Source organism: Janthinobacterium glycogeni (assembly GCF_051380725.1).
Lineage (GTDB): Bacteria > Pseudomonadota > Gammaproteobacteria > Burkholderiales > Burkholderiaceae_D > Janthinobacterium.
Map to the genome: position 1 here is coordinate 166,884 of NZ_JBNYXP010000009.1, position 13,580 is coordinate 180,463.

Annotated in this window: 11 protein-coding genes; 5 read left to right on the forward strand and 6 right to left on the reverse strand. The window is 65.7% G+C overall.

Annotated elements, in window-relative coordinates:
• The first annotated feature begins 14 nt into the window (after window positions 1–14).
• The gene (locus tag ACQ4W4_RS20770) at window positions 15–839 is read left to right on the forward strand and encodes a ferritin-like domain-containing protein (protein WP_436543561.1); all 825 of its coding nucleotides are present in this window, start codon (window positions 15–17) and stop codon (window positions 837–839) included.
• A 19-nt stretch (window positions 840–858) separates the two neighbouring features.
• Here the strand turns inward: ACQ4W4_RS20770 and ACQ4W4_RS20775 are convergent, their stop codons facing one another.
• Window positions 859–4,233, reverse strand: a complete 3,375-nt coding sequence (locus ACQ4W4_RS20775) for a hypothetical protein (RefSeq protein ID WP_436543562.1) — start codon at window positions 4,231–4,233, stop codon at window positions 859–861.
• A 265-nt stretch (window positions 4,234–4,498) separates the two neighbouring features.
• Here ACQ4W4_RS20775 and ACQ4W4_RS20780 point away from each other — a divergent pair, with 265 nt between their 5' ends.
• Window positions 4,499–4,729 carry a hypothetical protein gene (locus ACQ4W4_RS20780; protein WP_436543563.1) on the forward strand — a complete coding sequence of 77 codons (231 nt, stop codon included), beginning with the start codon at window positions 4,499–4,501 and terminating at the stop codon, window positions 4,727–4,729.
• On the opposite strand, the gene ACQ4W4_RS20785 is transcribed toward ACQ4W4_RS20780, so the two are convergent.
• Entirely contained in the window at window positions 4,683–5,777 is a 1,095-nt protein-coding gene (locus ACQ4W4_RS20785; RefSeq protein WP_436543564.1) for a DNA topoisomerase IB, read from the reverse strand. The genes ACQ4W4_RS20780 and ACQ4W4_RS20785 overlap by 47 nt on opposite strands.
• 92 nt (window positions 5,778–5,869) lie before the next feature.
• Between ACQ4W4_RS20785 and ACQ4W4_RS20790 the strand changes: the two genes are divergently transcribed.
• Window positions 5,870–6,253: a YkvA family protein gene (locus tag ACQ4W4_RS20790; protein WP_046685558.1), complete on the forward strand. Its 384-nt coding sequence runs from the start codon at window positions 5,870–5,872 to the stop codon at window positions 6,251–6,253.
• On the opposite strand, the gene ACQ4W4_RS20795 is transcribed toward ACQ4W4_RS20790, so the two are convergent.
• The 4 genes from ACQ4W4_RS20795 to ACQ4W4_RS20810 all read right to left on the reverse strand — a co-directional run bounded on the left by ACQ4W4_RS20795 (window position 6,250) and on the right by ACQ4W4_RS20810 (window position 10,287).
• Complete coding sequence (locus ACQ4W4_RS20795) at window positions 6,250–6,423, reverse strand: hypothetical protein (RefSeq protein WP_436543565.1); 174 nt, start codon at window positions 6,421–6,423, stop codon at window positions 6,250–6,252. The genes ACQ4W4_RS20790 and ACQ4W4_RS20795 overlap by 4 nt on opposite strands.
• 91 nt (window positions 6,424–6,514) lie before the next feature.
• Window positions 6,515–7,696, reverse strand: a complete 1,182-nt coding sequence (locus tag ACQ4W4_RS20800) for a serine hydrolase domain-containing protein (protein ID WP_436543566.1) — start codon at window positions 7,694–7,696, stop codon at window positions 6,515–6,517.
• A gap of 120 nt (window positions 7,697–7,816) precedes the next feature.
• On the reverse strand, window positions 7,817–9,112 hold the full coding sequence (locus ACQ4W4_RS20805) for a cation:proton antiporter (protein WP_436543567.1): 1,296 nt from the start codon (window positions 9,110–9,112) through the stop codon (window positions 7,817–7,819).
• Between the two features lie 47 nt (window positions 9,113–9,159).
• A complete protein-coding gene (locus tag ACQ4W4_RS20810; protein ID WP_436543568.1) occupies window positions 9,160–10,287 on the reverse strand; it encodes a mechanosensitive ion channel family protein in 1,128 nt (375 codons plus the stop codon).
• A gap of 260 nt (window positions 10,288–10,547) precedes the next feature.
• On the opposite strand from ACQ4W4_RS20810, the gene ACQ4W4_RS20815 reads away from it, so the two are divergent.
• Window positions 10,548–12,815, forward strand: a complete 2,268-nt coding sequence (locus ACQ4W4_RS20815; protein WP_436543569.1) for an alpha,alpha-trehalose-phosphate synthase (UDP-forming) — start codon at window positions 10,548–10,550, stop codon at window positions 12,813–12,815.
• Window positions 12,815–13,579 (forward strand): trehalose-phosphatase, encoded by a 765-nt coding sequence (otsB, locus tag ACQ4W4_RS20820; protein WP_436543570.1) that lies wholly within the window; start codon window positions 12,815–12,817, stop codon window positions 13,577–13,579. The genes ACQ4W4_RS20815 and otsB overlap by 1 nt, the downstream gene beginning before the upstream one ends.
• The last annotated feature ends 1 nt before the right edge of the window (window position 13,580 follow it).

The window sequence follows — 13,580 nt, forward strand, 5'->3', positions numbered from 1 at the left end:
AGGAAGGAAGCACCATGCACACATCATCCCTATTGACTGCCGCCACGCCGCCGGTTTTGCGCGAACTGCGCACGACTGCGCTCGCCTGCCTGCTGGAACCGGACCCGGCGACCAAGGTGGCGATGGTGGCGGCCATGGCCGAGGCCGAACTGGCGCTGGACGCCAAGGCGTTTCTGGCCCCAACCGGCGCCGTGCCGGGCCGGCCCGAACGTCCGGAGCTGGTGCCGCCGCGCCTGGTGGGACGGCGCTCGATGATCACGCCGGAAGGGCGCGCCATGCTGGTCCACGCGCTTGCCCACATCGAGTTCAATGCGATGAACCTGGCGCTCGACGCCCTGTGGCGCTTCCCGGACTTGCCCTTTGAATACTACACGGACTGGCTGCGCGTGGCGAAAGAAGAGGCCACGCACTTCGCCATGCTGCAGGCGCATCTGCAGGTGCTGGGCCACACGTATGGCGACTTTCCCGGCCACGACAGTCTGTGGGAAATGGTCGACAAGACGCGCGGCGACGTGCTGGCGCGCATGGCGCTGGTGCCGCGCACGCTGGAAGCGCGGGGGCTCGATGCGATTCCCCCGCTGCGCGCCAAGCTGGCGCAGGCGGGCGACATGGCCGCCGCCGCCATCCTCGACATCATCCTGCGCGATGAAGTGGGGCACGTGGAAATCGGCAACCGCTGGTACGGCTACCTGTGCGATCAAAGGGGTCTGGAGCTGCGCGCCACGTATGCGGAACTGGCGCGGCGCCACGAAGCGCCCACCCTGCGCGGCCCGTTCAACCTGGAAGCGCGGCGCCGGGCCGGGTTTTCGGAGCTGGAGCTGTCCGACTTGCCGGCCTGACGCCATCGCGGCATTCCTTTCACGGATGCGCTGTCAGGCTGATGTGCCAGTGGCTTAAATGTCCTTTCTCGATATGCACCTTGATGGGCTTGAGCCAGGCGCCTGCGCCGGGGATCTTGTCGGCGGCATTGGCGGAAAAACGCCCGTCGACGAGGGCCAGCTTGACGAAGCTGGGGCCGATGTAGACGACGCGCGTCCTGGCCGGCAATGCTTCCTGGGCCAGCATGGCCCGGTTGGCCGCGATCCATGCCACCAAGGCGGCCAGCCTGGGCTTTTGCGCCGGGTTGGCCACCACTTCCGCCTTCGCGTCGGCGATCAGCTTCTTGATGGCGGCGCCATTGCCCTGGCCGCCCAGCGCGTCCGTGTAGCCGCCCGTGCCGTCCGCGTAGCGCAAGTCGATCTGCTGGCCGTCACTGTGGCCGCTGTGGCCGAGGATGGAGCGGCCCGCCGCCGTCTGCGTCACGTGCTGGCCGCTGATGTCGTCGAAGCGGTAGGCATTGCCTGCCAGCCAGGCGATGGCCAGGCGCGTGGCCCACGAATCGCCGCCCGCATCGCGCGTGCCGTAGCGCCGCGCCGCCAGCGCCGCTTCATTGTTGGCCAGGTACAGGGGAATGTAGGCCGTGTTACCCTTCAATTCCACTTGTCCCCCTTCGGCCGGGTCGGAGCTGGCATCGGTATTGTCGATGCGGCCCTTCAGGCGCACCGTGATGACGGCCTTCTTGTCGAGCTTGTCGCCGGCGAAGACGGGCAGTACCAGGCCGGGAAATTTCACCTTGCCATGACTCTTGGTATTGACCTGAGACAGTAAATTCACCGTGCTGAAGGCGGGATTGCCGCCGCCGGCCGATATGCCGATGTTGACTTCCGTAATCGTCGCCGTTGCCGGCGTGTAGTGCAGTTCCAGCGGCAAGGTATGGGTGGCCGTGTTCGTCCCTTGCGATACGGATACATACGGTCCGGGCAAATTGCCCGTCAGCTTGATGGGCTGCAGCACGGGGTGGCCGGCCTTGTTCGGCGAGAGGAATTTCGCCTGCGTCACCTTCAAACCCTTGCACACGAGGCTCAGTTCCACCGTCGTCACGGTGGGCAGGAAGCTGTCGCCGATATTCGTCGCGCTGACATTGCCGCCCAGGGTCAGCGCCCCATCCCTGGTTTGCTTGCTGACGTCGACGCAATCGGTCCTGACGATCGTGCCCTGCGTGAAGTGGCTCTGGTTGACGGCGCCCGCGGCGGCCAGGTTGACCCCGGGCAGCCCGGTGACGGAGTAGGACCAGGTATCGTTGTACTGGCTTTGCGCCGTCGTGTAGACGGGGTACTCGGCCGTCCTGACGGTGATTTTCACGCCCACGTTTTTCGTGCCTTTCGGCACCGTGTAGCTGACGGGCACGCTGACGGTCTGGTTTTGCGCGGCCGCCGTGGCCGTGAATTCCTTGCTGCCCTCGTCATCCTGCGGCGTCACGTCCGGCGCGGCGCGGGGCGCGGCTGCCTCGGCGCGCGCGGGCGGACCGGCGCCATCCTGCGTGACCGTGGCGGCCACATAGCCTTGCGATGCGGCGCGCTGGGCCAGGCCGGGGCCGTACGGATAAACCATGGCCACGTTGATGGTGGTGCTGTTGTCGAAGACGGCGGCGCTGACGCTGACCACGCCCGGGTGGACGAGGTCGTTCAAGGTCAGCTGGTAGGTATCGGGCAGCACGCCATCGAAATGGAAGGCGCCCGTGGCATCGACCACGGCCACCTGGCGCTGGTGGCTGTTATAACCGGTCAACAGCATTTTCTTGCCAGCCAGCCCCGTGGCGTTGCCGCCTGCGGGCGTGCGCAGCTGGCCTTGCAGCACGGCACCGGACTTGATGGCGATCAAGGCATAGCTGGCCGTAAATTCGCCGTCCCGCGAAACGAAATTGAGGTTTACGTCGTAGACGCCGTTGGGCAGGAGCACCAGCATCTGCTGCATGGCGGCGGCGCTGATGCGGAAACTGTTGCTGGCCGCATCGAAGACCCAATACTGCTTGAGGCTGACGGACGCGCCGCCCGGCATCGACAGCAGGCCGTCGCTGTCGTCCTGCAGGGTCGTGGGGGCGGCGCCCATCAGGCGAAATTCCAGGGCGGCCGGCTGCAGGCGGTTGTTCGGCCCCAGTCCCGTGACGGCCAGCACGGGCGCCGTGGCGGGCACGTTGCCGTCGTCGTCCGGTTCCACATAGGTTTCCACGGCCGTGGGCAGTTCCGTCTGGATCAGCACATTCAGGGTGGTGACGCTGTTGCCCTTGCTGATCAAAAACTGCGCGTGCTGGTCCGCGCCCGTGTCGCCGGGCGTGGAAAAGCGCAGGCTGCCTTCCTGCAGCAGCACGTCCGTGACGGCGCCGCTGGCCTTGACGCTGTCGGCGCCGTCCGTAAAACCCAGCTCGGCCAGCGACAGCACGACCACCTGCGCGGGCTGTACGGGATCGAGTTCGATGCTGCCGTTGGCGCTGAAGGTCCACGCCAGGCCTGCGCTCTGGAAGGCAATGTCGCGTTCGATGCGCACGGTGATGGTGTCGTCGGGCGTGACGGTGGCGCCCGCGTCGATGTTGCCGGCCAGCACATCGCCATCGATGATGGTGCTGCCTTCGGGCACGCTGGCCAGCGTGGCTCGTACATTGCTGGCCGCCTCGTTGCTGTTGTTGCGGATGTGTACGCGGTAGGTGTAGTCCCAGGCGGTGCGGCTGACGCGCTGTTCGGCCACTTTTTCCAGCAAGGTCACTTCGAAGTCGCCTGCGGCCTGGACGCTGGTGGCCGCGGCGGCCAGCATGATTTTTGGCGTGGGCGGCTGCGTGGGATCGTTGGACCCGCCGCAGGCGCACAGGGCCGGCGCCAGCGCGGCGGCCAGCGCTGCGGCGGCCAGCTGGCGCCGCCGCAGGCAGGTCATGGCCAGCATGCCGGCCAGCAGCAGCCATGGCGTGGAGGGCAGGGCGATGGCGGCCGGTTGCGTGAGGCCCGTCTCGAGCGCGATGAAGGAGACGGGATCGACGATGGAAAACGGCTGGGCGCCGGGACTGCCCGCGCCCAGGTAATCGAAGGTGACGGAAAAGCCCGTGGCCGTGGCGCCGGGATGGATGCCGCCGGCCAGCGCCAGCGCGTCGAGGTAGCCGCTGGCGGGAATGGCGGGATCGGGCTGCACCAGCAGCGCGTCCCAGCCGGGCGCCGTGGAAACGTTGTGCAGGTTGGCGTACTGGCCCACGCTGAAGAACACGGTGAATTCTTCGATGGGTACGGCCAGCGTGGTATTGCTGACCGTATAGTCGTAGCGCCACTGCGTGCCGCCCAGCGCTGTGGCCGTGTAGCCGATGCTGGTGGCGTGCGCGGCCGACATTGCGCACAGCAGCAGCGCCAGCAGCACCTGTTTGATAAAGCTCATGATCGTCCTCCCGTCGACTGGCGCCAAGCGTGCCCAGGCAAGAGGTCAAGCAGGAAGCATACCCGTACAAATTATGCTGTAAAAACAGGGACTTGAATAATGCGGGCGGGCACCGGTGTCAAATCTGCCGACACGGGACGTCATGGCGGAGCGCTGTCAGCGCTGTCCTACCCGTCTTGTCGAAACTGTCTGATTGTATGCCTTGCGGAAACACGCGATGATCGTGTTCATGCTGCAACAGCCAACCAGTCCGACGGAGTATGCGATGCAAAAGCCAGACCAGTCCATCCATGTGAACAAGCCGTTCCTGCTGATTTGCCTGTTTACATTCTCGACCCTGGCGGCCACCTGGATGAATACGGGCGAGGAGCACAACAGCGATGCCGCACCGGCCCCCGTTGCCCGCGACGCCGGCCACGGCGCCTTGCCCGTCTGCAGCAGCGATGCTCTCACACTGTCGGCCCAGTGCCGGCGCCAGCCCGCCCGCCAGGCTTGAGCGCACTCTGCAGCCGCTGCTGCAGCAAGGCCAGCACGGCTGCTTCCTCCGGCGCCAGCGCCGGCAGTTCTTCCCGTAATTGCTCCTGCGCCCGCGCGCGCATGCCTGCCAATAACCTGCCATCCAGGTACGATTCCAGCACGGCCGGGTGCACATAGCATTTTCGGCAGATCGTCGGCGTATTGCCCAGCTTTTTCGCCACCGACTCGATCGCCTGCACGATGTTTTTCTTGGCTTGCGCATCGGAATCGACCTGCTCGAACGCCTGCAGGGCCAGCGCGGCCAGCAGGGTGCCGGACCAGGTGCGGAAATCCTTGGCCGTGTAGTCTTCGCCCGTCACGGCGCGCAGGTAATCGTTGACGTCGCCCGAGTCGACGCCATGGCGCGCGCCATCGTCATCGATGTATTGAAACAGTTCCTGCCCCGGCAGTTCGCGCATGCGTCGCAGCACCGTGGCCAGGCGCCGGTCGCTCAGGCGGATATCGTGGCGCACGCCGCTCTTGCCCTTGAAGTGAAAGGCCACGGCGCTGCCGTCGACCTGCACGTGGCGCGTGCGCAGGGTCGTCAGGCCGAAGGATTTGTTCGTGCGCGCGTATTCCTCGTTGCCGATGCGCATCATCGTCAGTTCCAGCAGATGCACGATGGTGGCCAGCACTTTTTCGCGGGGCAAGCCCGGCAGCTGCATGCCGCGCGCGACGGCGGCGCGGATGGCGGGCAGGGCGCGGCCAAAGCTGAGCATGCGCTCATATTTCGCTTCATCGCGCACCTGGCGCCAGCGCGCATGGTAGCGGTATTGCTTGCGGCCCCGCGCGTCGCGTCCCGTTGCCTGCAAATGGCCATTCGCGTGCGGGCAGATCCACACATCCGTCCAGGCCGGTGGAATGGCCAGCGCCTTGATGCGCGTCAAGGCGGCGCTAGCGCGCAGGAACTCGCCGTCCCCGTCGCGGTAGCGGAACTTGCCGGGCTTGCCCAGGCGGGCGATGCCTTTCTGATGGTCGCCCGTATAGCGCAGGCCGGCGGCGTGGGCCGTGGTGGCAGATATTTCCATGATGACAGCTTACCTTGCAGGCCGCCCACCCGGCGCGCCATTATGCTAAGGTGCGCATTCGTAACGCCGTGCGCGGCAGACAGGAGCAGCAGATGTTTGGCAGAAAAAAGAATCTGGAAGAAGACCACGCCCCCCAGGCCGACAAGCAGTATGAAAAGAAATACACGGATGACAGCTTCTGGGACAAGGTCGTCAAGTTCGCCAAGACGGCAGGACGCGAAGTCATCGAAAAAGCCCTGTGGCTGTACTACGCGGCCCAGCAGCCGAACACGCCGCTGTGGGCCAAGACGGCCATCTATGGCGCGCTCGGCTATTTCATTTCGCCCATCGATGCGATTCCCGACATCACGCCCGTGGTCGGCTATGCGGATGACCTGGCCGTGCTGGCGGCGGCCGTCGCCACGGTGGCCACCTACATCACGGCCGAGGTCAAGGAACGGGCCGCCGAGAAACTGCGCGGCTGGTTCGGCGCTTAATTGCCGGGGAGCGCGCCGGGAACGGGCTGGCCCCTGACGGCGTTGCGGTACCTGGCCCTGGCCTCGGCCTTCTTCACCGCCTCGCTGGCGATGTTCTGCGCCTTGATGCGGGCTTTTTCACTCTTGCTGCGCTGCTGCGCCACGTCCTTGTTGCCGATGCGATTGGTCATGCCGGTCTCCTCGTTGAGCGTCAAATCTGACCAGCACAGCATACGTGCTTGCCCGGGAGCTACCGTGCGCCCGCTCACACAAGCGGCATGCCTATCTCGCCGGCGTGCCGCTGCCGCCATGCGCCAGCAGGCGCAGCACCACTTCTTTCTGGAATGAACGAAACTCCTTGTCGGCGCTGACGTTGGCGAAGGCCAGCACGGCCGTCTTGCTGGCGCGGTCGACGCAGACGACGGACGCGGCGCCCGGGTCGCCGCCGCTGTGCGTGGCCAGCGACCGGCCGTCGACGTCGCGCAGCAGCCATACCAGGGCTTGCTGCACGGATGAATCGGCGGGCACGACGGGGGCCGCTTGCGGGGCGAAAAACAGGCGCAGCGTCGCCTCTTGCAGGTAGCGGTGGCCATCGACCCTGCCGCCATTGCTGAAAATGGCCAGGAAGCGGGCAAAGTCCTGCGCCGAGCTGCGCAGCAGGCCGGCCGGCCAATCCGGATAGCCGACGGGCGGCAGCGCTTGCAGGCCCGGCTCCTTGTGCGCGTACGGCTGGGCGACGACGGCGCGCCGCGGCAAGCCGGCCAGGTTCCAGGCCGTGTTGTCCATGCCCAGCGGTTCGAACAGGTGTTCGCGCGTATAGGCGTCGAGGCCATCGGGGTTCAAACGGCCCACCAGATAGCCGAGCAGGGCGATGCCGACATTGCTGTAGCGCCATTCCGTGCCGGGCCGGGCGGCAAACGACACATCCGCGTCATACCAGGCGCCGCCGCGTGACAGGTAACCCTTGACGAAGTCGCGCAGCGGTAATCGCGGGTCGCCCTGGACGGCAAACGCCGTCGTCTTGTCGTACACGGCGTCGGAAATGCCCGAGGTGTGGCTGAGCAAATGGCGAAAGGTGATGGGCACGTCCGGAAACTTCGGATGCATGAGCGGAAAGTCCAGGTAGGCCGCCACCTTGTCGTCGAGCTGGAAGGCGCCCTGTTCCAGCAGCATCATGACGGCCGTGGCCGTGACGAGCTTGCTGACGGACGCGACATGGAACACCGTGTTGGCATCGGCCTTCTTGCCGGCCTGGATGTCGGCCCAGCCATAACCGCGCGCGAAAATGGTCTGTTCGCCGCGCACCACGGCCACGCTCATGCCCGGTGTTTCCGTGCGGGCCAGGCCATCGCGCATGAAGCCGTCAAATTCTGTTTCCCACGCCAGCCTGGCCGGATCGGTGGCGCAGCCCGTTTGCAGCAGGGCCAGTGAGACGCCCAGTCCCAGCACGCTTCTTCGTTTCATTGATTCTCTCTTTTGCCATTTTCAATGATCTTAACAATATTTCCGCCCGCCATAGGGGCAATTGACAAATCATTGCTCTGTAGCAATGACAATGGGCGCAGCGGGTGCTTATTTGGCCAGTTATTTGCGCCAGTAGCGTTCCAGCAGCGGCTTGACCGTCAAGCCGTGCGCAATGATGGAGAGGATGACGACGACGAGGGTGATGTCGGCCAGTTCGCGCGCCAGGCCGCGCGGCAAGCCATGCGCTATGGCATAGCTGAGGTAGTACAGCGAGCCGATGCCGCGCACGCCAAACCAGGCGGCCAGCCCCCGCAGGCGCACGCTGGTGCCGGAAGCCAGCAGGCCGAGCATCACGCTGGCCGGGCGCGCCACCAGCAGCAGGAACAGCGCCACGCTCCACGCCTGCCAGCTCCAGGCGGCGGCCGTGACGGCGCCGCCCAGCAACAGCACCAGGGTCAGTTCGGACAGGCGTTCCAGGTGTTCCTTGAAGACGAGGGCTTCGCCGCTGACGGTCAGCGTCACCTCGCTGTCGTGCGGTTTGGCGGCGGACACGGCATGGGTTTCCTCCGCCTGCAGCAAGCCTTGCCGGTCTTGCGGCGCGCCGGCCAGCCGCAGTTCCGTCTGGCGCAAGGCCACGCCGGCAAAGAACACGGCCAGGAATCCCCACGCGTGCAGCCAGGTGGACACGCCGTAGACGAGGGCGATCAGGCCCAGGGCCGCCAGGTCGTCCAGCATCGCGTGTTTCGGTTCCTTGGCGCGCACCTGCCAGCCCAGCCAGGCCAGCAGCGCGCCGCCGGCCGCGCCCAGGGCGATGGCGGCGCCGCTGGCCCAGCATAGATCGCGCCACAGCCAGGTGGCGCCATGCGGCCCCAGCTCATGCAAGCCAAGCAAGCCCAGACCCAGCATGACGAAAGGAAAGCCGCTGCCATCGTTCATGCCCGCTTCGCTGGTCAGGATGAAGCGCAATTGCTCGCTGTCGCCCGCATGGCGCAGCTGCACGTCGGTGGCCAGCACGGGGTCGGTGGGGGCGAGGATGGCGCCCAGCAGCACGCCCGCGCCCAATGGCAGGCCCAGCACCAGGCACGCAAAGGCCGCCACGAGGGCCACGGAAATGGCCATCGACAGCCAGGCCAGGCGCAGCGAAGGCAGCCAGCGCGCCAGGCTGAAGGGCACCGGCATCTTGACGCCGGCGGAAAACAGGGAGATGAGGACGGCGATTTCCGTCAGGGTTTCCAGCAGGGGCGCCTGTTGCACCAGGTCGAACGCAAACAGGCCGAGAAACATGGGGCCCAGCAGCAGGCCCACGCCCAGGTAAGCGATGGCCGAGGTCAAGGGCAGGCGCGCGATGCCGTCGGCGCCCAGGCCACGCGCCAGCATCAGGCAGCCGATCAGGATGAACCAGGCGGTGGTGCTCATGCGGCTCATTGTAGCGGCGCGCGGGCCGGGGCAGCGCGCCGCAGGTTTTACGCCATGGTCTCTGCCTTGTGCAGCGCCACGCTGTCGTTCTGCGCCTGCATGGCGCGCACTTCGATGGGGTCGTGCGTGGAGCGCAGGCGGGGCAGGCTGTGCGGGTAATTGGTGGTGATGAAGGCCAGCATCTGCTCGCGCACGATGCAGCGCAGCTCGAAGGCCGTGCCCGAATCTTTCGCGCTGATGAGGAAACGCACGCGCACGGCGCGCTCGTTCGAATCCGTCGCCTGCACCGTGCAGACCCGGCCATCCCATTGCGCGGCGCCTTCGCAGATGCGCGTCAGTTCCGCGCGCAGCGGCGCGATCGGGATGCTGAAATCGAGCCACAGAAAGACCGTACCCAGGATGTCCGAGGAGGTATGCGTCCAGTTCTCGAACGGATTTTCGATGAACCACTGCAGCGGCACGATCAGGCGCCGTTCATCCCACACGCGCACGACCACATACGTGCCCTTGATTTCCTCGACCGTGCCCCATTCGCCATTGACGATCAGCACGTCGTCGATGCGGATGGGTTGAGAGAACGCAATTTGCAGCCCGGCAATGAAATTGCCCAGTACGGGGCGGGCGGCGATACCGGCCACCAGGCCCGCCACGCCGGCCGAGGCCAGCAGGCTGGCGCCGATCTGCCGCGCGCCGGGCAAGGTCAGCAGCACGAAGGACACGCCCAGCAGGACGACGATGGCGTGTGCGCTGCGCGTCAGTACGCGGGCCTGCGTGATGCGGCGCCGCGCGCGCAGGTTGTCGGCCGCGTCGACGGGATTGATCTGGGAAATCGTGATGCTGAGCGACTCGATGCATTGCATGGCCAGCCAGGTCAGCGCGATGATCAGCGCCACGCTGGTGATATGCGACATGGCGACCAGTGCCGGCGTGTCGTCGGGTGCGCTGGCCAGCACCATGCGCAGGCCGAAGACGATCATGGACAGCTGGCTGGCGCGGAAGGCCACGCGCGCGAGGTTGCTGGTCAGCGGGTGGCCATGGGCCAGTTTTTTCAGCAAGCCGATGCCGGCCCGGTGCACGCCGATGGCGACCAGGGTGACGAGCAGGGCGGAAACGAGCACGGTCAGCGCCGAGCGCAGCGGGCCTCCCATCAGCGAGTGAAACGTGCTGAGATCCATAGGCGAAAACTCCTTATTGATAAGTGAAATGGATGTCGGAAGCGGGTATTTTACGGGCAGATGACGTCGCGGGGGCGTGCGTTGCCGTACGGATAAGACTTCGGTCAAGGTGGATACTGGAAGAAATTGCTGCGCTGCGCCATGCCACGTTGACGTTTCAATACGGAAAACAAGCGGGCGTCGCCGCATTGGAAACATAGTCATACTTGCCATGCTTTTCGTTTTTGCAAAGGAAACCGATGATAGTACGATCACTCCGAATGTCCTTGCGCTTCATCCTGCCACTTGCACTCGTGCTGGGACTGTTTGCTTATATCGTGGTACCCCTGCTGGACAACATCACCCTGCGCTGGTATGTGCGCGACCTCGACAGCCGGGCCGAATTGCTCGCTGGAACCCTCCGCCCCTCGCTCACCGAATACCTGCCCGCGCAGGATGCCACCCGCATCGGTGAACTGTTCCAGGGCGCCACGCGCGACGAACGCCTGATCGCCATCGGTTTTTGCGACAATGCGGGCCACTTGCTGTACCAGTCCGCGCAATACCCGGCCTCCATCGGCTGCTGGAGCACGCCTCCCACGGGCGGCCTGTACAAATCCCTGGCGCAATTGCCGCAAGGCCAGGTCCACCTGAGCGAAACGCCCGTCATGCAGGACGCGTCCCAGCTGGGACGCCTGGTGCTGGTGCAGGATATGAGTTTTGTCGAACGCCGCAATACCGATACCAAGCGTTTTATTTTTGCCTTCCTGGCCGTGCTGGCCGTGCTCATTTCCCTGATGACGGTGTTCGTCGCCCACCTGAGCTGGCGCGGCTGGCTGTCCGCCGTGAAGGATATCTTGCGGGGCGAGTTGCTGCCGAAAAGCAATGGCGCAGTGGCCGCCGCCACGGCGCCCGCCGCCGCGCCAGCGCCGCCGCCGGAAATGCAGCCGCTGATCGGCGACTTGCGCGAATTGCTGCAGGAATACCACCTGGAACGCCAAGGCGACAACGGCTGGTCGTCCGACTGGACGCCGGACAAGCTGCGCGCCTTGCTGGAAGCGGACTTGCAGGGAGACCAGGTGCTGGTGGTGTCGAACCGCGAGCCGTATATCCACACCAAAACAGAGGCGGGCATCACTGTGCAGCGCCCGGCCAGCGGCCTGGTGACGGCCGTGGAAGCCGTGATGCGGGCGTGCTCCGGCACGTGGATCGCGCATGGCGCCGGTTCCGCCGACCGCGAGACGGTCGACAAGCTCGACCACGTGCCCGTGCCGCCCGACAATCCCAGCTATACCTTGCGCCGCGTGTGGCTGACGGAAGAGGAAGAGCAGGGCTACTATTATGGCTTCGCCAATGAAGGCATGTGGCCGCTGTGCCATATCGCCCACGTGCGCCCCGTGTTCCGTTCGTCCGACTGGGACCAGTACGTAAAGGTCAACCGCCGCTTCGCCGACGCCGTGATCGCCGAGGCGAAGACGGACAATCCCGTCGTGCTGGTGCAGGATTATCACTTTGCCTTGCTGCCGCGCATGGTGCGCGAAGCCTTGCCGAAGGCGACGATCATCACCTTCTGGCATATCCCCTGGCCGAACTCGGAATCGTTCGGCATTTGCCCTTGGCGCGAGGAAATCCTCGACGGCTTGCTGGGCAGCACCATCCTCGGCTTCCATACGCCATTCCACCGCAAGAATTTCCTCGAAACAGTGGACCGTTACCTGGAAACCCGCATCGAGCCCGAGGCTTCCACGATTTCCTACGGCGGCGAGATGACGCAGGTCGAAGATTACCCGATCTCGATCGCCTGGCCCGAGGATGACCCGGCGCAACCCGACGTGGCCACGTGCCGCGCGCAAATCCGCGCCGAACTGGGCGTGGCGCCGGACCATTTGCTGGGCATCGGCGTGGACCGCCTCGATTACACGAAAGGCATCGTCGAGCGCTTCCAGGCCGTCGAGCGCATGCTGGAACAGCAGCCCGGCATGGTGGGACACTTTACCTTCGTGCAAATCGCCGCTCCCAGCCGCGCTTCGCTCGATGAATATCAGAGTTTTGACGCCAGGGTGCGCAAGATGGTCGAGCGCATCAACCGCCGCTTCGGCAGCGGAGACTACGTGCCCATCCTGCTGAAGGCCGAGCACCATGGCCAGGACGACTTGCAGCGCTATTTCCGCGCCTCCGAGGTGTGCATGGTGACGAGCTTGCATGACGGCATGAACCTGGTGGCCAAGGAGTTCATCGCCGCGCGCGACGACGAGCTGGGCGTGCTGGTGCTGTCGCAATTTACGGGCGCCGCGCGCGAGCTGCATGAAGCGCTGATCATCAACCCGTATCACATCGAGCAGGGCGCCGACGCCCTCTACCGCGCCCTCGTGATGCCGCCCGTTGAGCAGCGTGAGCGCATGAAGAGCATGCGGGCCCGTGTGAAACATTTCAATGTGTACCGCTGGGCCGGGCGCATGCTGCTGGACGCGGCCCGCTTGCGCCAGCGCGACAAGGTCATGACCAAGATCGACGCCCACAGCCGCATCAAGCGGCGCAAGGGGATCTGATGACGGACATGCCTGACGATAGCGCTACCCTGTTGCGGTTGCTGAGTACTGCCGGCAGCGCCGTTTTCCTCGACTTCGACGGCACCCTGGTCGACCTGGCGCCCACGCCCGACGGCGTGCGCGTGGCGCCCGGTGTCATCGAAGCGCTGGCGCTGCTGGCCGAGCGCCATGGCGGCGCGCTGGCCCTCATTTCCGGTCGTCCCATCGTCCAGATCGACGCGATGCTGGCGCCCTTGACCCTGCCGGTGGCCGGCGTGCATGGCGTGGAGCGGCGCGGCGCCGATGGCCGGTTCACCGTGGCGGCCACGCCCGAGGTGGCGCCCGTGCTGGCGCGCGCCCAGGCGCTGGCGGCGAGGTACCCCGGTTTGCTGGTGGAGCAGAAACGCGGTGCCGTGGCCCTGCATTACCGCCTGGCGCCGGAACTCGAACAATTGTGCCTGCAGGAAATGACGGCCGCCGTGCAAGCGTGCCCGGGGGTATTGCTGTTGCATGGCAAAATGGTCCTGGAAGCCAAGCCGGCCGCCACGGACAAGGGCGGCGCCATCGCCGCCTTCATGCAGGAAGCCCCGTTCGCCGGCCGCCGGCCCGTGTTCGCGGGCGACGATACCACCGACGAGGCAGGCTTTGTCTTTGTACAACAAGCAGGCGGGCAGGGCGTGAAAGTGGGCAACGGCCCCAGCGCCGCTGCCTTGCGCCTGGCCAGCCCCGGCGCCTTGCGCGCCGCCTTGCTGGCCGCTTCCGTATCCCCGACCTCGAAGGAGTAGC

Coding starts and splice junctions, on each gene's coding strand:
- ACQ4W4_RS20770 (WP_436543561.1), top strand. CDS start 15: ATGCACACATCATCCCTATTGACTGCCGCCACGCCGCCGGTTTTGCGC.
- ACQ4W4_RS20775 (WP_436543562.1), bottom strand. CDS start 4,233: ATGAGCTTTATCAAACAGGTGCTGCTGGCGCTGCTGCTGTGCGCAATG.
- ACQ4W4_RS20780 (WP_436543563.1), top strand. CDS start 4,499: ATGCAAAAGCCAGACCAGTCCATCCATGTGAACAAGCCGTTCCTGCTG.
- ACQ4W4_RS20785 (WP_436543564.1), bottom strand. CDS start 5,777: ATGGAAATATCTGCCACCACGGCCCACGCCGCCGGCCTGCGCTATACG.
- ACQ4W4_RS20790 (WP_046685558.1), top strand. CDS start 5,870: ATGTTTGGCAGAAAAAAGAATCTGGAAGAAGACCACGCCCCCCAGGCC.
- ACQ4W4_RS20795 (WP_436543565.1), bottom strand. CDS start 6,423: ATGACCAATCGCATCGGCAACAAGGACGTGGCGCAGCAGCGCAGCAAG.
- ACQ4W4_RS20800 (WP_436543566.1), bottom strand. CDS start 7,696: ATGAAACGAAGAAGCGTGCTGGGACTGGGCGTCTCACTGGCCCTGCTG.
- ACQ4W4_RS20805 (WP_436543567.1), bottom strand. CDS start 9,112: ATGAGCACCACCGCCTGGTTCATCCTGATCGGCTGCCTGATGCTGGCG.
- ACQ4W4_RS20810 (WP_436543568.1), bottom strand. CDS start 10,287: ATGGATCTCAGCACGTTTCACTCGCTGATGGGAGGCCCGCTGCGCTCG.
- ACQ4W4_RS20815 (WP_436543569.1), top strand. CDS start 10,548: ATGTCCTTGCGCTTCATCCTGCCACTTGCACTCGTGCTGGGACTGTTT.
- otsB (WP_436543570.1), top strand. CDS start 12,815: ATGACGGACATGCCTGACGATAGCGCTACCCTGTTGCGGTTGCTGAGT.